The organism is Sphingobium agri (assembly GCF_023051225.1).
In the GTDB taxonomy this organism is placed as follows: domain Bacteria; phylum Pseudomonadota; class Alphaproteobacteria; order Sphingomonadales; family Sphingomonadaceae; genus Sphingobium; species Sphingobium agri.
Genome location: NZ_JALKHS010000020.1, coordinates 12,674 through 34,053, shown reverse-complemented (window position 1 = coordinate 34,053; position 21,380 = coordinate 12,674). Strand labels below are relative to the sequence as shown.

Below are 21,380 nucleotides of genomic sequence, written 5' to 3'. Positions count from 1 at the left end.
ATACTCCTATGCCTGAAGTCTCGCAGGTCGAACTTTTTCAACCGATTCCTATACGGGTAGATTCGTCGCTGCCATCCAGGATTGCGTTCAAGATCCGTTGTCTTGCCGATCTTCAATTGGGAACGATCTGGACTTTTCTTGGCCCGAGGCTTGCGGGTTTGCGCGGTGATCTTCTGGATGTCGGATGTGGGGAAATGCCGTACCGCAGCTTCTGCCTGAGGCCGTACGATACACCGGGATCGACGTGCCGCAGGCGAGCGCCTTCGCCATGCAGGGAAATGACGAAGTCATTCCCTTTGATGGATTTTCTATCCCGTTCCCGGATGCCAGCTTCGACACAGTGCTTTGCACCGAGGTGCTGGAACATTCCCCTCAACCGATGACCTTGATCGCGGAAATCGAGCGCGTGCTGAAACCAGGCGGAACGCTGATCGCCACTGTGCCCTTTTCAGCACGCGTTCATTATGCGCCCTATGATTTTCATCGCTTCACGAAATATGCGCTGAACCGCATGTTCGATGCCTTCACCGATGTGCAGATCGAAGAGCGTGGTAACGACATTGCCGTCATCGCCAACAAGCTGATTGTTGTTGCGTTACGCTTGAGCAAGCCCACGCGGCATTGGCCCCTGCAATTATTATTGTTGCTGCCACTCGCTCTGCTTTTCCTCCTGCTAGCACATTTGACCATGGCTATGGGTGGAGGGTCGAAAGACGATAGTCTCGGCTATGCCCTGGTCGCCGTTAAGCGGCGCTCCTCCATGGTACCACCTAATTCCAAGAGTCCGGTGGCACGAGCACATACTAAATAGATATCCTATGGATACTATTTAGATATCTTTTCTCTAAGCGATTAGGCAGAGGCATTTTCAGCCTCGGGCTGTGGCTGCCTTTCATTAGATTAGGAGCAGGGTGAATACCGCTTGCGCCAACAGGGCAGCCCGCGATGGGCGCACTTCCGTAGTCGCGATCGCGCGCGCATTTCTGAGCTGGAACGTGATCTGATCGGGGGCCGTCAGGGCCGCGATCGCCTGACTCTATACGCCGAAATTTGCGATGCGCTCGATCTGGTGCCCCTCTTGGTGCCAGGGCCTCAAGCCAGCGCCATTCGCGATCAGGTTGAAGGCACGCGGGGTATCGACTTCAATCAGCCGGTGCGCTCGACGTTCGACGAGTTGTTCGTCGATCTTGGTGAGGACGAAGAGGAGGATCGCTAGATGGCGAAAACCGCCCGCGATCCTTGGCGTTCACCTGCTCGATGCAAAGCTTGGGCAAGTGAAGATCGGGACGCTTGCGCGCGATAACACGCTGACCTTGGTTCAAGAAGTGCAAGGTTCGGCTAAAACCTGACTAGACCGACGGCCAAATGATCATGTCGGGTGCATTCGACAGCTACACACCTTGTCGCCGATCCCCGGCGGCAGCCTCATCAATCGTGAAACAACCAGCGTCGCAGCGACTTGCCGATGAAGGCGAAAGCTGTCGGGACTGGAAACCGGATTCAGACTGGAGCGGGTAGCGGGGATCGAACCCGCATCACAAGCTTGGAAGGCTAGTGCTCTACCATTGAGCTATACCCGCCCGTCAGGCCAGCGCCCTGCCATCTTTTCCGGGGCTCTGCAATAGGTCATAAGTCGGCCAGGCCGAACGCCCCATGGCCGTCATGATGCGGGCTCAATGTTAATAGTTGAGGCAATCGCCTCCCGATCTCATCATCGCCAGAGGAGCGAACCTGTTCACGTAAGCGGCTGTTTACTGCTTCACGATAAGCCGGTTCGATGTCTTTTCGAAAGCCTTTCCAAGCAGTTCTCATCAGGCCATCGCCGCAATATATGCGAAAGCGCCGCGCGCAGCAGCGCATGAACGGGTGGAGCATTCTGATATTTGGAGGCTTGCTGGGAATTTTGGTTGGCGTGGGGAGCATAGCTGCCACGGCAGACGGACGGACCCGGCTTGTAGAGCTTATGAAGCCCGTTGGCGTTAGCCTCGGGTTTATGCGAGCGAGGGCGCCTCAGGCCGGTGACTATTGGCCGGGATGTAATTCCGCACGAGCAGCCGGGACCGCGCCTATCTATGATGGTGAGCCGGGTTATCGTGAAGAAATGGATGGCGATGGTGACGGCATAGCTTGCGAGCCGCATCATGGCATTTGATCGTTGGGTTTTCTGCCGCTTGATCAAAGCGGTCATCCGTTCCGCTGATCGATGCGGTGAATCAATGGACCGGCACTGAGTCAGACAAGTCGTAAGACGGGTAGGGCGCTTACGCCTATCCTGTGGCGATGGAGCACGCATTTCCTTCCCGCCTGATCCACCTGCGCGCCCTGGACCCGGCCCATAACATCGCGCGCGACTATAGCATCTGGATGAGCATCGACCTGTTCGGCGACTATGTGGTCGAAACCTGCTGGGGACGGATCGGCGCCAAGGGACAGCGGCAAAGGCGCAGCTTTCCGGACGCGTCCTCCGCGCGGCACCATGTGCGGGCGATAGTCAGGAAGCGGCGCGGCGCGCGACAACGGATCGGGGTGGAGTACCGACTATGGCCGTTGCAACAGTAGGGGGCTTGCCCTTGCTACAGGTGCAAGCGGCGGACGTTGATGGCCCGCGCGCGGGCTTCCACGCTGATCTCGAAATGGTCGGTCTGCATGACATTCGTGACCTGGGGCGGAATGAAGGCCACCATGTTGGTGCCGCCTCGACGCCGCACGCTGTCAAAGATGATGCCTGCTTTTCCTTCGGATCGGACCTGTTCGCCAAAGCGCTGCCCGGCGGCATAGCTGTCGGGACGGTAGAGATCGGGATGATCGCCTTTCAGCCCTCTTATGTCGCGATAATCCTCACCCACCAGCTTTGCCGAATAAGCCCTGTAGGTTCGGCTCATGCCCGGCACATCGCGGGCGATGGCTTCGCGGCGAAGATGGTGCCCGACCTCAGCGGCAGCCGTTTCGATTTCCTTTGAAGCATACCATGCGCCCAGTTCCGGCCCGTTGAAGCGCATGCCGTCGGCCGCGGTATGTAAAAATGCCGCCATGATGACGCTGCTATTGGGCCGACCATAGACCCAATGGTATTCCGGTAGCCGGTGCAGTCGATCAGCGACAAGACGGTCGTTGGTCCAACCGGCAAGCTCCATGACAGCCTGCGCATCCGCTGCCGTCGCAACCGTGTCGAACAGCCCGATCGGCGGAAAGCGCGAGGGGATGAGCCGATAGCTTGGGCAGGGCGCGGCGGCGAATATCTCCGTCACTGAAAGAGGATCTCATCATCCTCATAGGGCGCGAAATCGGCCTCTGCCGCAGTGGGGGGCATATAAAGGCCACCTCGCGCCGCATCCAAGAAGCGGCGAACCGTCATCAAGCCATCCTGCGTCCCATTAGCGGCTAGCGTGAGCGGCGACCTGCTCCCGAAAACGCAGGCATCATGCGGCTGACGGAGCCAGGCAACGCCGTCACGCTCTTCGCTGAAAAGCATGGCAAGCGCCTGATGAATGCCAAGCACAGCGGAGATTCGAGTAAGCGCATCGACATCGAGCGTAATGGACCCATGCTCCCGCGCCTGCTTACACCAATTATGGAAGGTAGAGCGCGACGGATAGCCCAGCATCAGCCGTCGCTGTTCTTCGTTCAACCCCCATAGATCGGCGATTGCGAGAAAGGTGCGCAGGGCAGGGGCGCTGAGGCGGCGGCGGTTCGACGGCTCGAAACGGGAAAGGTCCAGAACAGGCGCAGAGACGCCAATACTATGGGTCGGCTGAGGCATATACACTCCAGATCTGAATATAATCCAATTCTGGACAATGTCATGTAATTTGTCACTGATATCGCCAGGCCTGCGAGGCCAGCTTCATACCCTCTTTAAGATCGCCGGATCATGCAATGCAGTGGATAGGGCGCCGGACTCCGGATCATTTATCCTTTCCCAAGGATAATCGAACAACCACCACGCACCCACCTTCGTAAGCAAGTCACGTGTCACGATCGAGGCCGGAATGATGACGGCGGCAACGATCAGGGGATATATCATTCCCAACCAGAAGCTTCCCACCAATTGCGATACGGCCCCAGATTGCAGAGCGATCAAGGTCATCTCCAGCCACAGGAAGTGGATGAGGTAAATCCCTAGCGTTCGGTTGCCTAACCATGAAGCAACACTGGCCAAAGCCTTCGCCTTCTGGACCGCGATGGCAGCCAAAGTGATCCCTAAAGCCACGGCGAGCATATCCACGATCAGGAAAAATGTGCCCAAAGACGCACAGATCAAAGCTCCCGGTAAATACAAGCTGAGCAGTGTTAACGCCCGCCGAACTGTCGCACTGCTCGCATAGGCAAGGACCAATGACTTCATCCTGACACCCGCCACGAAGAAGATGGCACACCTCAAAATCTTATGTTGATGCCCTGCAAGCGAAGTTTCGTAGAACGCCGCGAGTGCGGACAGGACAGCGCAGCCTCCCAAAACCAACCAAAGTGGCAGGCCTAAAGTCAGACGTGTGAATATGTAATACACCGCCAGCGCGACCATATACCAAGCGGCAACAGCGACCAGCAGGATCGCCAGTAAGCTGTTGTCCTCCGACCAGTTAAAGAAGGTCTGCTCTGGCAGCACTGGTATCAGCGCCTGCAGGATCACTCCCCAGACCACATACAGGTAGAGGGGGCGCAGCAGTCGCTTTCGCTCAGTGTCAGCTCTCGGCTCCAGGATCGAGGATGAAGCGAGAAGGCCCGACACAAGAAAAAACATGGGCATTCGCAGCGGGCGGATCGTCTCATTGAGCATGTGCCACTGCTCAAATATCCAGCCACCTTCGATCCATTTGGCTTGCAGGAAGTGATTTTCGCAATGCATGACTACAACGAGAACGATGCACACGGCCTTGGCTAGGTTCACCCACGCCAGCTGCTGATTTTCAGTGTTCGTGTGCCCCATAAGCCCCGCCTTATCTCTGTCAGGCGATATCTTGGGTTATTTAACAAACACTTGATGGCCATCTAGCCCTTGGAACTATTCAGACCAAGGCTACTGATACGAACTCAGGTTGCGTTTGCCAGAACGAATGATCTTCACCTTGGCGCCGATTGTCTCGGCGACTGAGGCCCACTGTCGGTCTGCCGTCCAAGCTGGCAGACTGTCACGAATAGCCAAGGCCAGACAGAAGCGATCGCCGAGCGACAATCCTGCTTCGGACGTTGCGGCGCGCAGATGGCCTGCGATTTTCGCGAGCTCCGCATCCGCCTCCACCCAAGTGACGGGCAGGGGCCGCAACATCGCGTCCGCTTCCTGGGGCGGCATGCCGTTATGCACAAAGTGGCTAATCACCTCGGCAAGATTTACAGTGCACATGCGTGAGCCAATGAGTGCACCCGCCACCTTGTCACCGCCCGGCTCATCGCGCAGCATGGCGAGCAAGGCCGAGGCGTCCAGAACGATCGCCGTCATTCGCCGCTTTCCGCGCGGCGGTTAGCAAGAAAGCTATCGACCGAAGCTTCCGGCTTGTCTGCAGTATATTTGCGGGCCAGCGCACGCGCATGGGCGACGGATTGGGCAACAGTGCGCAGAATGACGCCATCAGGCGTTTCCTCCACGATCAGTACCCCGCCGCCTGTAAGGCCCAAACGTTTCCTAACATCAGCTGGAAGGCTCATGCGGCCATTTGCGGTAACATTCACCTGTAAGGTCATATTCTATACCCAAGCCCCTTGATTGTCGGATTTTACCATCTTTTCCATTTATGCCACATTTAGTTTTTATGTCATGATTTTGATTAAAAAACACATTTTGCGAGTTTGTGTGCAGCTGTACATCATCCTTTGATAATGTCCTTTATCAAAGGATGATGGATAGTTAGGCTCCGCTGCCATGAAACCCTTCGCCAAGCGCCTCTGATGACCGGCCTCATCTCTCTTTCCTCCGCGCCGGTGATCATAGCCGAGGCTTCACAAGCCACGCGGATGCGCTTCCTTGAATTTTTCGCGGCGAACATCCGAAACCTGAACACGCGGCGCGCTTATGCGCGAGCTGCGGGCGACTTCCTCAACTGGTGCTTCGGCCATGGCGTACGTGACCTGGGCGACATTGCGCCCCTCCATGTCGCGGGCTGGGTTGAGGAGTTGGGCCAGTCGCTATCTGCGCCTACCGTCAAGCTGCGCCTCGCAGCGGTGCGCAACCTGTTCGACTGGCTGGTCGTCGGCCAGATCATCCCCTTCAACCCAGCGTCAAGCGTGCGCGGCCCCGCCCATAGCGCGCGCACCGGACGCACGCCCGTACTGGAGGCCGAGGAGGCTCGCGCCCTGCTCGACGCAATCGACATCTCCACGGAAGCGGGCCTGCGCGATCGGGCGCTGATCGGCCTCATGGTCTACAGTTTCGCGCGCGTCGGCGCAGCGCTCGCCATGAAGCGGGAGGATGTGTTCGTGCAAGGCCGCCGCCACTGGCTGCGCCTGCATGAAAAGGGCGGCAAGCGGCACGAAATGCCCTGCCACCATCAACTGGAGGAATATCTCCTCGCCTATATCGAAACCTGCAAGTTGGTCGAACCCAAGGCGCCCCTGTTCCGCACCATCAGCCGCGAGACGAAACGTCTAAGCGAAACCCCGCTATCCCAGCCCGACGCCCACGCCATGGTCCGCCGCCGCGCGAAGGCCGCGGGCATCGCAACCCGCATCGGCAACCACAGCTTCCGCGCGACCGGCATCACCACTTATCTCAAGAATGGCGGCACGCTGGAAAACGCTGCCGCTATGGCCAATCACAGCTCGACCCGGACGACGCAGATTTACGACCGGAGAAGGGACGAGATTAGCCTTGCCGAGGTGGAACGGGTGCGGATTTGAAGCTCCACGCCCGACTGCTCCAGACGCCCAACCGGGAGCGGCGTGAACTGGCGCAGGGTTGCGCGACCGCCTCAGCACCACAGGGATTGACATACGTACATACAAATGCCATTCTCTGGCATGGATAGCAAAAATGTCGCTGGCTTCGATTGGGATGAAGGCAACCAGGCGAAATGCCAGAAACATGGTGTCACGCTGGCAGAAATTGAAAGCGTGTTCGCCGGTACGCCGTCCATAGGACCGGATGTCGCACATTCGACGGTGGAGACGCGCTTTCTGGCGATCGGCCGCGCCAGCAGTGGCCGTCATGTGTTTCTGGCCTTCACCTGGCGCGAACGGGATGGGGCCAGATTTATCCGTCCGATCAGCGCCCGTTACATGCATGCCAAGGAGGTGCGGCACTATGAGCAAGGATAAACCCCTTCCGCTGTTGTCCAGCGATGAGGAGGCCGAGGATTTCGTCGGTTCCGCTGATCTTACCGGCTATGATCTTTCTGCGCTTACACCCACGCGGTTTGAGTTCAGCAGCAAGGACGCGCGGGTCAACATGCGTTTGCCCGCCGAGTTGCTGGAGCAGGTCAAGGCGACAGCCGCCAGCAAGGGCATGCCGTATCAGCGGTTCATTCGCCAGGCGCTGGAGCAGGCGCTGCACCGTTAAGGCTGTCGAACATCATGGATGACAGCGAGGATCCGGTGATGGCGGTGCTGGCGGCCGTTTAGAATCTGGCGGAGACCGGGACGGGTGTTCGCGCCCAGCAAGGTGCGAAGCGGTGACAAGGCCGCGGTGGCGCATGCGTGTTGAGCAGCAGCTTCGACCCAGATTCCAACTGCCAAGTTCTTCATGGGGCAGCGGCTCGTCGAAGCGTGTCCAATGCCATGGCCCCGCCGCCGCGCGAAGGCTGCTGGCATCGCAACCCGCATTGGCAATCACAGCTTTCGCGCGAGCGGGATCACCACTTATCTGAAGAATGGCGGCACGCTGGAAAACGCCGCCGCCATGGCCAATCACAGTTCGACCCGGACGACGCAGATCTACGACCGGCGGAGGGACGAGATCAGCCTTGCCGAGGTCGAGTGGGTGCGGATTTAATGAGAGGCGATCAGGCTTTGATGTCAGGGCTGCCTTCTATTAATCATTTTTGGGGATATTATGATCGATAGAAATGTGTTTCATCGATCATGCTCTGGAATGGCAACTGTTCGACTGGCCCCAGCTTCGACCAGGTTTCTTGCCCTTCACCTGGATCATGCCATAAACCCGCGCAAATCAGGAATAGATCGCTCCGGCAAAGGCTGCGGCCCGTCAGGAAGGAAAAAGGATCGCGCTATAATCCTGGGCCCCGTGCAGAATGTGGAGTATGACCACTTTCTCCGCCTTGACCCGATAGAAGATCAGATAATTGCCGTGCCCGCGATGCCGCACGCTCGATGCTTCATATCGCGGCACAAGCGGGAAACGCTCAGGCAGGTCCGCCAAGCCAAGGCATTTTTCGCGCAACTCGCGCAGAAAGCTGATTGCCCGTAGTGGATTATCCCGGGCGATATAGTCACCGATCGTCTCAAGATCCTGCTCGGCCTCGGCCGAAAGATGGACGATCATTATGAGCCGGCATCCATAGCGCGATATTTAGACTCAAGGCGATCAAACACCTCGTCCGCAGGTGTCGTATTGCCTGCATCGGCATCGGCAATCCCACGCGCGATCGACGCATCAAGAGCCGCCAGGCGCGTTTCCCGATCCTGAATCAACCGCACCCCTTCGCGCAGAACTTCGCTTTTCGAGTTGTAGCGGCCTTTAGCCACCAGGCTGGCCACGAAGGTTTCAAGCTGCTGCCCGAGATCCGCACTAATCATAGGGAACTCCTTTGAGATATCCATAGCGTTTTATCAACAGTTGATAAAGCCAAATGGATTGCACATCGAACACCAGCCTCGAGTCAGATGCCACCGCCAAGTTACTCATCCGGCAGCGGCTTGATCGCCTTCATACCTTGCAAATTTCAACCTAACATTGAATATTGCAAGGATGATTGAGCGTCATATCAAAACACAGTTGGTCGATCGCCTTGCCCATAGCCCTGCAGTGGCGCTGCTTGGCCCAAGGCAGGTCGGCAAGACAACGCTGGCGCAAGAAGTCGGTGAAGCCCGGCCATCGCTCTATCTCGACCTGGAGTCTGAGGCTGACAGGGCGAAATTGACCGAACCGGAACTCTACCTTTCCGCCCATGAGGGCAAGCTCGTCATCCTTGATGAGGTGCATAGGGTGCCCGAGCTTTTCCGGCTTTTGCGCGGCCTTATCGACCGCGGGCGACGCAAGGGATTACGAGCGGGGCGATTCCTGCTCCTGGGGTCGGCATCCATGGACCTTCTTGCTCAGTCGAGTGAAAGTTTGGCCGGACGGATCAGCTATCTGGAAATGGGGCCGGTGGACGCTCTGGAAATAGCGGGGCCGGATGTCGAACGGCTCTGGATCAGAGGCGGGTTTCCCGACAGCTATCTGGCGGGATCGGACCGATCGAGCCAACGATGGCGGCAGGATTTCATACGGACCTATCTCGAACGGGACATTCCGACGATGGGTCCGCGAATCCCGGCAGAAACATTGCGCCGCTTCTGGACAATGCTGGCTCATCATCAATCCGGCCTGCTCAATGCTTCGGAATTCGCCCGCAGCCTCGGGGTTACATCCCAGACGGTCGCCAATTATCTCGACCTGCTTGTCGATCTGTTGCTCGTCCGCCGACTTGCTCCCTGGCACAGCAACGGTGCTAAGCGCCTGGTGAAGTCACCCCGTGTCTATGTCCGGGACAGCGGGCTTGTTCATACTTTGCTCGGCCTGACGGATCGGGAAGCAGTCCTTGGCCATCCCGTTGCAGGCGCCAGTTGGGAAGGCTTTGTGATTGAAAGCCTGGTGGCCGCGGCGCCGGAGGGGACGGAAGCCTATTTTTACCGCACATCCGCCGGCGCGGAGATCGACCTGCTCCTTCGGCACCCCGATGGCCGCCTATGGGTGTTCGAAGTCAAGCGCAGCCTCTCGCCCAAGGTCGAACGCGGCTTCCATTCGGCCTGCGAAGATCTGAGTCCCGACCGCCGTATCCTGATTTATCCCGGATCCGAGACTTTCCCGCTGGGAAATGGCATCGAGGTGATGTCGCTGTCGGCGGCCGCACATGCTCTTGGGCAGGGGAATGATCGGTAGGAGATCTACTCGCCCTTCACCTCGATCGTGCAGTGCACGGCCTTCTCCGCCTTGGCGGCGGCTTTGCGGCACCTCTCGATCACTTCGCGATTGTCACGGACGAGATTGGCGGCGTCGGCAATGGCATCCCAGCTCGGCTGCGAGGCACTGGCCATGAGATGCTGGCCTGCATTCCAGATTGTGTCTTTGCCTAGCACCCGCGTCGCCATGCGCTCGGGCCAGTGCCAGCTTGCGGGCATCAACTGCGCGATCGGCCCCGCCAGCGCGGCATAGAGCAGCAGGCCCAATGCCAGGCCACCGCCACCGGATATGAGCAGCCAGCGCCTCTGCTCCTCTGCATAGCGCACCGATCCTGCCAGCCTGCGCAGATCGCTGACTGCGCCGTCCAGCGCTGCTTTTGACGCCTGCGCCTCGCCCCGCACAGCATTCACCGCTTCCTTGACGGAGGCGTTCAGCCGGCTCCCCACCGTCTCCGGCGTCAGCGCCATGGCGGGACTTTTGCGCACGGCATCAACCTGCGTCGCTAATATCCCCAGCACCTTCTCCGTGCGCGCGAGCGTTGGCTCATAATCGGGAATGTCGATGGACTCGCGCGCGGCCGTCAACCCTTCCACCGCCCGGCGCAGCAGCGTCACCTCGCCGCGCAGCTGCTCGAACGCCGCGACCGGGTCGTCCTGCTCGACCTCGCGATACTGGTCCATTCTTCCTCCTATCGTTCGAGACCGCGGTCCCGGTCCAGCCCCAATCCCTGGGTCAGCTGGCGGCCAAGTTCACGCCCACGGTCCATGCCCATTTCGAGCCCCAATTCGCGCGCCCGCCCGCGCAGCACTGCGTCCATTTGCGGGTCGCGCTCCAGGCTTTTCGCCATGCCGGCCATAGCCTCGCCGGCCCTTTCGCGGCCCGCCTTGTCGCCAGTGCGATACTCTGCCTGAAGCCCCTGCCAGCGTTCCACGAACTGTGCGGCGCGCAGATGCGGATCGGCCCGCAAGCGCGCCTCGTGCGCCATGGCGGCGAGCATCGGACCGCTGCGCCCCGATGCCACCTCGCGGGCAAGGCCCGGATTGCGCTCGATCGCCACGCTCATGTCGCGCGACGCATTGGGCTGGACCTGATCGAGCGCAGTGCGCGCCTGTTCAAGCGCGACTTTCTGATGCTCCAACACGGGGGCGCCCTTCTCCTGCGCCTGAGATATGGCCCCTGTGGCCCGTGCCACGCGCTCCACCGCCCGAACCAGCGTCCGGTCAGCGGCCGCTGGCTCCGTCGTCGGTGAGGCAGCGCGCGACAGCCGCAAGCCGTCGAACATACCATTCCGCTTGGGCCGCGCTTCGGGCAAGCGGATCTCGCCCGACAGCCCGCGCAGGCCAGCAAGGGCGCGGCGCGGCCCGTCGGCATCTCGGGCATAATCCGACGCCATATCCTTGGCCCGCTCACGGCCGAGCGTGCGCACAAGCTGGCGCTGGTCGGCAAAATCCTCACGGCCATAATGAAGCTGCACTCCATCACGATGCCGCGATAGCGCCACATAGGCCGAATGGCGGTCCATGCCGGGGGTCGCCAGCACATGGGTGCGATCGACCGTCACACCCTGGGATTTGTGGATGGTGGCGGCATAGCCATGGTCGACATGGGCATAGTCTTTGAGGTCGAACGCCAGCCTGCGCCCGTCGTCGAGCCGCACCGCCATGCGTTCCGGCGACACCGTTTCGACGCATCCCAGCGTGCCATTCTTCACGCCCAGCCCGCGCTCATTCTTCAGGAACATGACGCGGTCGCCGCTGGCGAAATCGCGCGCACCTCGCTCGGCCGTCACGCTCACATCCGCGCCCAATTCGCCGGTATCGCGCAGCCGCTCGCGGGCGGCGAGATTGAGGTCGCGCACCTCGGCATTGGTGTGGGTCAGGATGATGCGGCTCTGGTTGGGATCGGCGCGCCGCTGTGCATCCCAGCGGTCGATCAGCTCAGCCCTCGCCTGCTCACGCGTTTCCGCCGCATGGACCATGCCGCCCTGCTCATAGGCATGGACTGCCTCGCCCGTCCGGCCCGTCGCCAGCGCCTTGGTCGCGTCCCGTTGCCACTCCTCACGCTGCCGGCGTATCTCGCCAATTTCGGCCCAGCCATGACGCTCGGCCAGACTGCGGAATGCCGCGCCTGCCTCGATCGCCTGCAACTGCTCGGGGTCGCCGACTAGCACCACCTTCGCCCCGGCGTCGGCGGCATGGGACAGCACCCGCTCCATTTGGCGCGTACCGATCATGCCCGCCTCATCGATCACCAGCACGTCACGCGGCGAAAGCTGCTCGCGCCCCTGTTCCCACTGATATTCCATGCTCGCGATCGTGCGGGAAGCGATGCCCGAACCGCTCTCCAGATTTTCCGCCGCAATGCCCGAAAGCGCCACGCCGTGGACCTGATAGCCCGCACCCTCCCAAGTTTCGCGTGCCACGCCCAGCATCGCCGATTTGCCCGTCCCGGCATAGCCGACGACAGACGCCAGACCTTCCCTGCCGGTGATATGCTCCAGTGCTCCGCGCTGCTCCGTGGAGAGGACAAGCCCCCGTGCTTCAGCGGCCACCAATGCGTCGTTGCGATGCCGATCGGCAAGGCCATGCTGTGCCTGGCGTCCGAGCCGATCGGCCGCCCCTTCCAACCGCTGCTCAGCCGCCATCATGTCGCGGGACGTGAAGCGGTCATTCCCCTTCCCGTCGATCCCCAATGCCACCAGTTCGGGGCTGGACCGCACCGCCCTCAGAGCCTCATCGAACTGCGCCTTCCCGTCACTGTGCCGGTGCACGAACATGGCAAGATCGCGGGTCGTGAAGGTGGCTTGGTTAGCCGTGATCGCGTCCAAGGCGATGGAGGGATTGGCGATGATTTTCTCGCCATTCTCCCGCGCGATCCGGACATGATCTTCCGCCCGTTCGGCGCCCTCGCCACGTTCAAGCCGCCGCGATCCGGCAGGGCCGATCTTGTGCTGCGGCTCAAGGTCGATCCCCTGCGCCGCCAACGTCCGATGATCGATCCGCGCATCAATATCCAGTTCGGCTAGGCGCTCGTTAACATGGGCTTCCCACGCCTCCCGCCATTCCTTCAGCAGCTCCGTGCCGTTCCACTCGCGCACCTTCTTGCCGAATCCATCGGGCCCCACTTCGCGCATCGACAGCATCACATGGGCGTGGGGCTTGGGCTGCCCATCCTTGCCCTTGTCCCAATGCACATTGAGGTCGGCCACCATGCCACGTTTCACAAACTGCTTTTCGACGAAATCACGGGCGAGCTGAACGCCCTGCGCCTGGTCCATTTCGCGGGGGATGGCGAACTCCACTTCGCGCGCCAGCTGCGCGTCCTTGCGCTTCTCCCCTGTCTCGACTTCGTTCCACAAGGTTGCGCGATCAGTCAGGCGCTCCGGTGCTCCTTTGGGCAGCAGCACTTCGGAATGAACCACCCCCGCTTTGTTTGAGAAATCATGGGCACGACCAAGCCGCTCATCCTGCAATTCGGATGCTGAACGATAGGCGGCCGAAGCCACCGCGCTCGACCCATTGGCGCGGCTGATCACTTTGGCTGAGAAATGGTAGATCGCCATTACTCAATGATTCTCGCAGCTTAGCAGCACGTCGGCAACGACGTATAAGCGCGCACTCAAACTCTCTGCCGTTCGCTTGAGTGACTTCATCGCATTTTCAGGTTCCGTCGATTCCTTCCAAGCGAGGTGCTGATAGTCTAATGCTTTCAATTGGTTAGGGGAAGAGCAATGCGCAAGGTGCGCGACTATGATGCGGAGCTAAAGGCGCTGAATGACAAGGCCCGCTCCTTGAAGGCGAAAAAGGTCGAGCAGCTTGGCCAGCTTGTGACTGTAACCGGGGCCGATATGCTTGATCTTGATGTGCTCGCCGGCGCCCTCATCGCGGCGGTAGAAGCGCCCGATGCAGAAACAAGGGAGGCGTGGCGCGCGAGGGGCGAAGCTTTCTTTCAACAGCGGCGGAAGAAGGCTCGCGCATGAGATTGCGGCAACCGACAAGACAATGGTGCGAACGCAGCGCGCCATTCGCCGGGCTGAAGCCGGCCAGCGCCGCACTGATACGCGGGAGTGGGTGATGCAGCGGAGGGAGCGCACGCGCCACCTGATTGAACTGGGCGGGCTTGTTCAGAAAGCGGGACTTGTCGATCTCGCTGATGATGACCGGGCGACGCTTTATGGCGCGCTGCTCGATCTTGCCGCCAAAGCGCGGGAGGATGGAAACATTTTGGCGCTCTGGAAGCGCCGCGGCCACCGCGCATTCGATGCGGAAGCAGAACTGAGCGCACCATGCTGATGGCCCCTCTGCTCAACGGTTGAAGGAGAAGAAATGATGGCGGGGCCGCTGGTCGGGGGTGAACGGGGTATCAGCGGCGGCTTTGCGGTCGTCGGCGGCATTATTGTCCTGATCGGCACGCAATGGCTGCTCGGCAAGCTGCTCCCGGAATCCATCGCCAGCACCATTGCCTGGGCTGCGCTGGTCGCCTTCGGGATCGCGGTCTGGAGGTTCAACCAGGGGATGCGCCGCAACGATCTGCTCGGCTCCGCTTCCTTCGGATCGCGGGCCGATATGCACACGCTTGAAACTAACGGCGGCGATCTGCTCATCGGGCGATCGGCGAAATCCGGCAAGCTGCTGCGCTATAATGGTCCGGCCCATCTGCTGACCATGGCCCCGACACGCAGCGGCAAGGGCGTTGGCACCATCATCCCCAATCTGCTCACCCTCGTCCGCTCGGTGATCTGTATCGACCCCAAGGGCGAGAATGCCCGCGTCACCGCTAAGGTGCGTGCCAGTAAAGGCGAGGTCTGGTGCCTCGACCCATTCGAGGTTTCCGGGCAACCCCCTGCCCGCTACAATCCGCTCGACCGGCTCGACCCCGCCAGCCTCGATCTGGCCGAAGATGCGATGACGCTGGCCGACGCCCTGGTCCACGATCCGGCGGGGCAAGGCGGCGAGGCTCATTGGAACGAGGAAGCCAAGGCGCTGATCACCGGGCTGATCCTCTATGCGGTCGTCCATGAAGAGCGTGAACACCGCACCCTGGCGACCGTGCGCGACTATCTGACCCTCGCCCCCAAGGCGTTCGCCGATCTACTCGCCCTCATGCAGGACAGCCGCGGTGCCGGTGGCCTGATCGCCCGCGCCGCCAACCGCCAACTCGGCAAGTCCGATCGCGAGGCCGCAGGGGTATTGTCCTCAGCCCAGCGGCACACCCATTTTCTCGACAGCCCCCGGATCGTCGCCAGCACATCGGCATCGGACTTCACCTTCGCAGGGTTGAAAGAAGGGGTTTCCACGGTGTTTCTGTGCCTCCCCCCTAACCGGCTCGACGCCTATTCGCGCTGGTTGCGCCTACTGGTCGCCCAGGCGCTTACCGACATGGCCCGCTCACCCGTCAAACCGGCGCGGCCCGTCCTGGTCCTGCTCGATGAGTTCGCTGCTCTAGGTAGACTGGAGCCTGTCGAGCGCGCCATGGGGCTGATGGCCGGATACGGGTTGCAGCTCTGGCCGATCTTGCAGGACATGCACCAGTTGCGCGCTCTCTATGGTGAGCGCGCGGGCACCTTCCTGTCAAACGCCGGGGTGTTTCAGGCGTTCGGGGTGAACGACCTCGCCACGGCCGAACTGCTGTCGAAGACGCTGGGACAGGAAACCCTCGAATATCAGACGGCGGGCTATTCCCAGGCCAGTATGTTTGACGGCGGCAAGCTCACCCGGTCGGCCAGCACGCAGATCAGCGCCCGCAACCTCATGAACCCCGACGAAATCATGCGGATGCGCTCTACCGACCAACTGCTGATGCTCCAGGGCCAAGCTCCCCTGATTGTGGAGAAAATTCGATATTACGATCAGAGTGAGTTTGTTGGACTGGCAGATCCCAGCTAAGGCCGGATCCGATCTGCTTGTAGCACCCTATCCGCTTGCCTCTCTTAAACGCCACTTTGTTGATCCTACGATATTTCTCAGAGTCATTAGGAGCTTTTCCTATAGCCACTGAATTTTCACAAAGCGCGCCGCCAAAGATCAACGCGAAGCCGCTTGATCTGCGGCCTTCATCCGATAGATTTGACCGAATCTGCGAAATGGTAGGGCACCGGACATAATGAATGATGCATGTAACCCGCTTGATTGCCTGCTTTGCCGTAGAAACAGCGCCCCGAGATGATGATAGACCACGGTTCAGCCCCTGATTACCAAGCTTTGAAATCGCAAATGCGATCGTGTTGGCGCTCTCAGAGTTATCGCTTGCGATTTTAATTTGTGATCCGATCGGGTTTCGGCGAAATATCCTCTCGCATCGCATCGATCATGAAGCGCCAGACATTCGCCGCATCGCCCTGATAGGCTAACTGCGATTCTTCTGGCCCAACATATCGAATGACTGCGGCCCCCGCCTCCGTCATACGCAGGCTAGGCTCATGAATAGCTTCCAGCACGGCCTGCACCTGTGGCAGATAGCTGCGCCACAAGGGCTTTCCTTCGCGCTCATCATCTTCGGCGTGGCCATCGAGTTTGCACAGGGCGCGAGCTGCGCGTTCTATCGGCGTCATGCCCAGAAGGTCGCAGCGGCGAGCGCCTTGGTCAAGAGCCGCAGCTCCGATACGCTTTCTGAAATTATATCACACCACTGGGTAGCTCTTCAGACCTCGGTCAATATACCTTGCAGATAGCGGCCATAATCAGACTTGCCGAGCTTGGCGATCGCCTGCTCCAGCTCAGCCGCACCGATAAAACCTTGCCGGAACGCGATTTCCTCCGGGCTGGCGATCTTAAACCCTTGCCGTTTCTCCAGAACGCGGACGAATTCCGCCGCATCAAGCAGGCTATCAGGCGTGCCCGTGTCTAACCAAGCAAACCCGCGGCCCATGATCTCTACATTGAGCTGCCCGCGTTCCAGATAGACGCGATTGACGTCGGTGATCTCCAGTTCGCCGCGAGGGGACGGCTCTAGGTTGGCAGCAATGTCCACCACCTGCTCGTCGTAGAAATAGAGGCCTGTAACGGCGCAGTTGGATTTGGGAAGCGTCGGCTTCTCCTCAATGTTGATGGCTTTTTTGGCTTCATCAAAGCTCACCACGCCATACCGTTCGGGGTCGTGGACATGATAGGCAAAGACGCTTGCCCCCTGCTTACGCGACGAGGCGCTGGCAAGCAGTTCCGGCAGACCGTGGCCATGATAGATATTGTCCCCCAGGATCAGCGCCGACTGTTGGCCGGCAACGAAATCCGCGCCAATGATATAGGCCTGCGCCAAGCCATCAGGGCTCGGCTGCTCGGCAAATTCAAAGCGCATGCCCCATTGTGATCCATCGCCCAGCAGCGCCTGAAAGGCGGGCAAGTCACGCGGCGTGGAGATGATCAGCACTTCGCGAATACCCGCCAGCATCAGCGTACTCAGCGGATAATAGATCATCGGCTTGTCATAGACCGGCATGAGCTGCTTCGATATCGACAGCGTCATCGGATAAAGGCGGGTGCCGCTGCCACCGGCGAGGATAATGCCCTTCATGTGTCGTCGTTTCCTTTAGGTGGTCAGTTCAGGCTGCTGCGGAATGCAGGCGGGCAATCACGCGGTCCAGTGATTGGTGCCAGTCCGACAGAGCCACGCCATGGACTTTCGCGATCAGGCTGCAGTCGAGCCGTGAATTGGCTGGCCGCTTGGCAGGGGTCGGATAGTCGGCGGTGGTTATCCGCTTCACCTGCGCCGTAGGTCCGCCATGCGCGGCGGAAGCCGCAAAGATTGCTTCCGCAAAATCCGCCCAGCTGGCTTCACCCTTAGCCGTCATGTGGAAGACGCCGCGCAACTCCGGATAGCTATTGGCTACCATATTGGTAGCAACCCGAAGAATGCCATCAGCGATATCTAGCGCGCTGGTCGGATTGCCGAGCTGGTCGGCGACGACGGACACCTCGTCCCGGTCACCCGCGAGGCGCAGCATCGTTTTCGCGAAATTCGAGCCAAAGGGACTATAGACCCAAGCCACGCGTAGCACCGCGCTATTGTCGCCATGGGCAGCCAGCACTGCCTGCTCTCCCGCCAGCTTGGATGCGCCATAGGCGCCAGTCGGCCTGGTGGGGTCAGTCTCTAGATAAGGCCGGTCCAGCGTGCCCTCGAAAACATAATCGGTCGAAACATGGACCAGCGGTACGCCCAGCGCCTTTGCCGCCTCTGCCACCGCGCCAGCGCCCGTCCCGTTCACCGCATGGGCCAGCGCGCTCTCGCTCTCGGCCTTGTCGACAGCAGTATAAGCGGCGGCCGAGACAATGACGTCGGGCGCCGCAGCCTCCAGCGCGCGCAGGACCGAAGCCGGATCGACCAAGTTCAGTTCGGGCCGGCCCAGCGCGATCACTTCATGTCCTGCGGCAGCGCCACGCTCGATCAGGCTAGTGACGACCTGCCCAGTCTTGCCGGTGACGGCAATCCTCACGCAGCCACTCCGGCAGGCGCAGGCGCGGCGTTCAGCCCAAGCCTCTGGCCGTCATAACGATCGCGAAGCGGTCGCCACCACCAATCATTCTCAAGATACCAACGCACCGTCTTCTCGATGCCGCTGTCGAAATTCTCCTGCGCGCGCCAGCCCAGCTCTGTCTCCAGCCTGGTCGCATCGATAGCGTAACGAGCATCATGGCCGGGGCGATCGGTGACGAACTCGATTAGCCCTTCGCGCGGCGCATCGGCAGGAACCAGCTCGTCCAGTACCGCGCAGATCCTGCGCACCACGTCGATATTGCGCCGTTCGTTACGGCCGCCGACATTATAGGTTTCGCCGGGCACCCCCCGCTCGATGATGAGGTCGAGCGCGCGGGCGTGATCGTCGACATAGAGCCAATCGCGCACATTCTCGCCCTTGCCATAAACCGGCAGCGCGCGACCCGCGAGGGCGTTCAGGATGGTGAGCGGGATCAGCTTTTCGGGGAAGTGATAGGGGCCGTAATTGTTCGAGCAATTCGACACGACCACCGGCAGCCCATAGGTGCGCTGCCAGGCCTTGGCGAGATGGTCGGACGCCGCTTTGGACGCCGAATAGGGCGAACTTGGGTCGTAGGGCGTGCTTTCCTCGAACAGCCCCTCATCACCCAGCGAGCCATAGACCTCGTCGGTCGAGACGTGGAGGAATCGGAAAGCGTTCTTGGCTTCTCCGGCAAGCGCGTTCCAATAACCGCGCGCCGCCTCCAGAAGAGTGAAGGTGCCTACGACATTGGTCTGGATGAAGTCGGCCGCGCCGGTGATTGAGCGGTCAACATGGCTTTCCGCCGCCAGATGCATGATGCGGTGGGGTCGGAATCCAGCGATTGCCTCGTCCATCGCCGTGCGGTCGCAGATGTCGGCTTTGAGGAAACGGTGACTGGCCTTGCCCTCGACCACCTTCAGCGAAGCCTCGCACCCCGCATAGGTCAGGGCGTCTATGGTCAGGACTTCATAGCCTTTATCCAGCACCAGGTAGCGAACAAGGGCCGAGCCGATGAAGCCGGCGCCGCCAGTGACAATTACGCGCATGAGGTTATTCGCTCCAGGTGAAATAGGCGGGCAGTTCGGCGAGCAATGGCTGCTGCCGGTCTTTGGGCGAGAGGGTTTCAGGATCGACGACGTCGGGCCATTTGACCCCAATCGCCGGATCGTCCCAGCGCAGCCCCTTGTCGCATTCGGCGCTGTAATACGCAGTCACCTTATAACAGATGACCGTATCAGGCTCGAGGGAGCAGAAACCATGGGCAAAGCCCGGCGGAACCCAGAGTTGCTTACCATTGTCTGGGGTCAGCGTCTCGCCGATCCATTGCCCGAAAGTCGGCGACCCCTGGCGAATATCCACGGCCACATCGAACAGCGCCCCGGCAGTGCAACGAACCAGCTTGCCCTGGGCGTGCGGCTCGCTCTGAAAATGCAGCCCGCGAATAGTACCCGGGCGGACGCTGCGGGATTCATTGTCCTGAATAAACGTCCAATTTCCGCAATGCTGGGCGAACAGATCAGCGCGAAAGGTTTCCGCGAAATAGCCGCGCTCATCCCCGATATGGTGGGGTGTCAAGAGCGTGAGGCCAGAGACATCGAAGGATTTGATCTCCATCTTCCACTTCCTATGAAGGCCGGGTGTAATTTTCACCCGCTTCAGCCTGTTGCTATTTTACCGCCTGCACTGCGGCAGTAACGGTCAGGATTGGAGAAAAGAGTTGACTGATCAGCTGGATGAGCTTGCTGGGCTGGTTGGCCGCTGCGTTTCCGAAGTAGAGCACGTCCTTATCCCGCATGGCAAAGCGCTGCGCTAGGAAAAAGGAACCGGTTCTCATCATATTGATGTGATAGACCATCGGCACCTCCTTACCTTGCTCATCGCGAACATAGCGAAACACGAAGATTGCGGCCGGATTACCAACGCCCGGATTAACACCGCCTGCTGTGGCAATCGCTTCGGCGAGGGAAACTGACGAACGACGAAACGGAACCTGCTCAACTCGACCAGACGCGCCCAATATGGAAAAAGTGCGGGGATCATCGATCAGCATCAGCCGATCGCCAGGATATGCTCGTATGTCCAGCTTAGGATTTTCAACAAGGTCATTGATACGGACGTCTGCGCTTTGTTCGCCTCGCACAATTCGCAGCAGCAAATCCTTTGCTTCCCTGCGATAACCACCTGCAAGGGCGATCACATCGGACAACTTCTCCCGGTTTGTCTGCAACACGAGCCGGCCCGGCCTTGCCACTTCTCCCCCGACGATGATTGAATTAGTGATAGCTTCGCTTAGCGTCACGATCACTTGCGGATTCTGCGACATGCGGGCGAGGGCATTTCGGATCATTGCCTCGACCTCACCAGTCGTGATCCCCGCCACGTGAAGCGTACCGGCATAGGGAATGGTAATATCGCCCAGATCGTCAACCCGTGTCGGCGGCAGCTTCTGCACCTGCACGCCGGGATTGGCTGTAATCTGGCTCACCCCTCCGCCGCCAACGCCCGAGAATAAAGTGACCCCCGCTTCGTAAATGTTAATATCCAACACGTCGCCTGGGCCGATCATATCGGTTGGAGGAGGTGCTAATTCAGGCAGCACGGCCGTCGCCACCACATCTGTTCCCGGCACATCCGCAATCGTGCGGACCAGCACAATCTGGATCGGCGCAGACCCATCCTTCGGGGCAGCAGCTGTTTTTGCGATCTGCCCGCCCGTTGGGCCACTTGAGGGGAGCGTTGCGCACCCTGCGAGGCCGGCGAGCAGGATTAGGTAAACGATATTCTTGACTTGCATCGCTGATGTTCTCGAAGGCTTGCGGCATTTTTGGGTGCCACGCCTTAGCATCGCGGTCCGAGAATAAACAATAGTTCCTCTTG

Annotated in this window: 26 protein-coding genes, 1 tRNA gene and 1 pseudogene; 12 read left to right on the top strand and 16 right to left on the bottom strand. The window is 60.0% G+C overall.

The features are described 5' to 3' along the window. Positions 1-184 precede the first annotated feature (184 nt). Together MU848_RS17400 and MU848_RS17395 are read left to right on the top strand one after the other, a co-directional pair. Complete coding sequence (locus MU848_RS17400) at positions 185-811, top strand: class I SAM-dependent methyltransferase (protein WP_247234478.1); 627 nt, start codon at positions 185-187, stop codon at positions 809-811. A 111-nt stretch (positions 812-922) separates the two neighbouring features. Then, positions 923-1,216 (top strand): XRE family transcriptional regulator, encoded by a 294-nt coding sequence (locus tag MU848_RS17395; protein ID WP_247234476.1) that lies wholly within the window; start codon positions 923-925, stop codon positions 1,214-1,216. A gap of 290 nt (positions 1,217-1,506) precedes the next feature. On the opposite strand, the gene MU848_RS17390 is transcribed toward MU848_RS17395, so the two are convergent. After that, positions 1,507-1,580 (bottom strand) — tRNA-Gly (locus MU848_RS17390). A gap of 197 nt (positions 1,581-1,777) precedes the next feature. On the opposite strand from MU848_RS17390, the gene MU848_RS19090 reads away from it, so the two are divergent. Together MU848_RS19090 and MU848_RS17380 are read left to right on the top strand one after the other, a co-directional pair. Next, positions 1,778-2,152 carry an excalibur calcium-binding domain-containing protein gene (locus MU848_RS19090; protein WP_315862481.1) on the top strand — a complete coding sequence of 125 codons (375 nt, stop codon included), beginning with the start codon at positions 1,778-1,780 and terminating at the stop codon, positions 2,150-2,152. Positions 2,153-2,280: 128 nt separating this feature from the next. Continuing rightward, positions 2,281-2,559, top strand: coding sequence for a WGR domain-containing protein (locus MU848_RS17380; RefSeq protein ID WP_247234472.1), 279 nt, complete (start codon positions 2,281-2,283; stop codon positions 2,557-2,559). 14 nt (positions 2,560-2,573) lie between these two features. On the opposite strand, the gene MU848_RS17375 is transcribed toward MU848_RS17380, so the two are convergent. The 5 genes from MU848_RS17375 to MU848_RS17355 all read right to left on the bottom strand — a co-directional run bounded on the left by MU848_RS17375 (position 2,574) and on the right by MU848_RS17355 (position 5,679). Continuing rightward, positions 2,574-3,248: an RES family NAD+ phosphorylase gene (locus MU848_RS17375; RefSeq protein ID WP_247234470.1), complete on the bottom strand. Its 675-nt coding sequence runs from the start codon at positions 3,246-3,248 to the stop codon at positions 2,574-2,576. Continuing rightward, a complete protein-coding gene (locus MU848_RS17370) occupies positions 3,245-3,760 on the bottom strand; it encodes an MbcA/ParS/Xre antitoxin family protein (protein ID WP_247234469.1) in 516 nt (171 codons plus the stop codon). The genes MU848_RS17375 and MU848_RS17370 overlap by 4 nt, the downstream gene beginning before the upstream one ends. Before the next feature lie 84 nt (positions 3,761-3,844). Beyond that, positions 3,845-4,927, bottom strand: a complete 1,083-nt coding sequence (locus MU848_RS17365) for an acyltransferase family protein (protein ID WP_247234467.1) — start codon at positions 4,925-4,927, stop codon at positions 3,845-3,847. Between the two features lie 90 nt (positions 4,928-5,017). Beyond that, positions 5,018-5,437 (bottom strand): type II toxin-antitoxin system VapC family toxin, encoded by a 420-nt coding sequence (locus MU848_RS17360; protein ID WP_247234465.1) that lies wholly within the window; start codon positions 5,435-5,437, stop codon positions 5,018-5,020. Beyond that, complete coding sequence (locus MU848_RS17355) at positions 5,434-5,679, bottom strand: AbrB/MazE/SpoVT family DNA-binding domain-containing protein (RefSeq protein WP_247234463.1); 246 nt, start codon at positions 5,677-5,679, stop codon at positions 5,434-5,436. The genes MU848_RS17360 and MU848_RS17355 overlap by 4 nt, the downstream gene beginning before the upstream one ends. Positions 5,680-5,883: 204 nt before the next feature. On the opposite strand from MU848_RS17355, the gene MU848_RS17350 reads away from it, so the two are divergent. The 4 genes and pseudogenes from MU848_RS17350 to MU848_RS17335 all read left to right on the top strand — a co-directional run. Beyond that, the gene (locus tag MU848_RS17350) at positions 5,884-6,831 is read left to right on the top strand and encodes a tyrosine-type recombinase/integrase (protein ID WP_247234461.1); all 948 of its coding nucleotides are present in this window, start codon (positions 5,884-5,886) and stop codon (positions 6,829-6,831) included. A 120-nt stretch (positions 6,832-6,951) separates the two neighbouring features. Continuing rightward, on the top strand, positions 6,952-7,248 hold the full coding sequence (locus MU848_RS17345; RefSeq protein ID WP_184477484.1) for a BrnT family toxin: 297 nt from the start codon (positions 6,952-6,954) through the stop codon (positions 7,246-7,248). Further along, the gene (locus MU848_RS17340) at positions 7,235-7,489 is read left to right on the top strand and encodes a CopG family antitoxin (RefSeq protein WP_021239677.1); all 255 of its coding nucleotides are present in this window, start codon (positions 7,235-7,237) and stop codon (positions 7,487-7,489) included. Before MU848_RS17345 ends, MU848_RS17340 begins: the two co-directional genes overlap by 14 nt. Before the next feature lie 225 nt (positions 7,490-7,714). Then, a pseudogene (locus tag MU848_RS17335) lies at positions 7,715-7,921 on the top strand (tyrosine-type recombinase/integrase); the annotation flags it as partial. 213 nt (positions 7,922-8,134) lie between these two features. On the opposite strand, the gene MU848_RS17330 reads toward MU848_RS17335, so the two are convergent. Continuing rightward, on the bottom strand, positions 8,135-8,431 hold the full coding sequence (locus MU848_RS17330; RefSeq protein ID WP_247234459.1) for a type II toxin-antitoxin system RelE/ParE family toxin: 297 nt from the start codon (positions 8,429-8,431) through the stop codon (positions 8,135-8,137). Further along, on the bottom strand, positions 8,431-8,685 hold the full coding sequence (locus tag MU848_RS17325) for a type II toxin-antitoxin system ParD family antitoxin (protein ID WP_247234457.1): 255 nt from the start codon (positions 8,683-8,685) through the stop codon (positions 8,431-8,433). The genes MU848_RS17330 and MU848_RS17325 overlap by 1 nt, the downstream gene beginning before the upstream one ends. A gap of 172 nt (positions 8,686-8,857) precedes the next feature. On the opposite strand from MU848_RS17325, the gene MU848_RS17320 reads away from it, so the two are divergent. Further along, the gene (locus MU848_RS17320) at positions 8,858-10,030 is read left to right on the top strand and encodes an ATP-binding protein (RefSeq protein ID WP_247234455.1); all 1,173 of its coding nucleotides are present in this window, start codon (positions 8,858-8,860) and stop codon (positions 10,028-10,030) included. Between the two features lie 5 nt (positions 10,031-10,035). On the opposite strand, the gene MU848_RS17315 is transcribed toward MU848_RS17320, so the two are convergent. Together MU848_RS17315 and traA are read right to left on the bottom strand one after the other, a co-directional pair. Continuing rightward, positions 10,036-10,731, bottom strand: coding sequence for a DUF6118 family protein (locus MU848_RS17315; protein ID WP_247234453.1), 696 nt, complete (start codon positions 10,729-10,731; stop codon positions 10,036-10,038). 8 nt (positions 10,732-10,739) lie between these two features. Further along, a complete protein-coding gene (gene traA, locus MU848_RS17310; protein WP_247234451.1) occupies positions 10,740-13,613 on the bottom strand; it encodes a Ti-type conjugative transfer relaxase TraA in 2,874 nt (957 codons plus the stop codon). Between the two features lie 168 nt (positions 13,614-13,781). On the opposite strand from traA, the gene MU848_RS17305 reads away from it, so the two are divergent. The 3 genes from MU848_RS17305 (at position 13,782) to MU848_RS17295 (ending at position 15,936) form a co-directional block, all read left to right on the top strand. Continuing rightward, entirely contained in the window at positions 13,782-14,030 is a 249-nt protein-coding gene (locus MU848_RS17305) for a conjugal transfer protein TraD (protein ID WP_100239993.1), read from the top strand. A 94-nt stretch (positions 14,031-14,124) separates the two neighbouring features. After that, on the top strand, positions 14,125-14,343 hold the full coding sequence (locus MU848_RS17300; protein ID WP_247234528.1) for a conjugal transfer protein TraD: 219 nt from the start codon (positions 14,125-14,127) through the stop codon (positions 14,341-14,343). Positions 14,344-14,379: 36 nt separating this feature from the next. Beyond that, positions 14,380-15,936, top strand: a complete 1,557-nt coding sequence (locus MU848_RS17295) for a type IV secretory system conjugative DNA transfer family protein (protein ID WP_247234449.1) — start codon at positions 14,380-14,382, stop codon at positions 15,934-15,936. A 368-nt stretch (positions 15,937-16,304) separates the two neighbouring features. Here the strand turns inward: MU848_RS17295 and MU848_RS17290 are convergent, their stop codons facing one another. The 6 genes from MU848_RS17290 to MU848_RS17265 form a co-directional block, all read right to left on the bottom strand. Next, positions 16,305-16,601: a hypothetical protein gene (locus MU848_RS17290; protein ID WP_247234447.1), complete on the bottom strand. Its 297-nt coding sequence runs from the start codon at positions 16,599-16,601 to the stop codon at positions 16,305-16,307. 89 nt (positions 16,602-16,690) lie between these two features. Further along, positions 16,691-17,560 carry a glucose-1-phosphate thymidylyltransferase RfbA gene (gene rfbA, locus MU848_RS17285; protein ID WP_247234444.1) on the bottom strand — a complete coding sequence of 290 codons (870 nt, stop codon included), beginning with the start codon at positions 17,558-17,560 and terminating at the stop codon, positions 16,691-16,693. Between the two features lie 28 nt (positions 17,561-17,588). Beyond that, positions 17,589-18,479: a dTDP-4-dehydrorhamnose reductase gene (gene rfbD / locus MU848_RS17280; protein WP_247234442.1), complete on the bottom strand. Its 891-nt coding sequence runs from the start codon at positions 18,477-18,479 to the stop codon at positions 17,589-17,591. Next, positions 18,476-19,549: a dTDP-glucose 4,6-dehydratase gene (rfbB, locus tag MU848_RS17275; RefSeq protein WP_247234440.1), complete on the bottom strand. Its 1,074-nt coding sequence runs from the start codon at positions 19,547-19,549 to the stop codon at positions 18,476-18,478. Before rfbB ends, rfbD begins: the two co-directional genes overlap by 4 nt. A gap of 4 nt (positions 19,550-19,553) precedes the next feature. Next, positions 19,554-20,117, bottom strand: coding sequence for a dTDP-4-dehydrorhamnose 3,5-epimerase (gene rfbC / locus MU848_RS17270; protein WP_247234438.1), 564 nt, complete (start codon positions 20,115-20,117; stop codon positions 19,554-19,556). Positions 20,118-20,169: 52 nt separating this feature from the next. Next, a complete protein-coding gene (locus tag MU848_RS17265; RefSeq protein WP_247234436.1) occupies positions 20,170-21,297 on the bottom strand; it encodes a polysaccharide biosynthesis/export family protein in 1,128 nt (375 codons plus the stop codon). Positions 21,298-21,380: the final 83 nt, after the last annotated feature.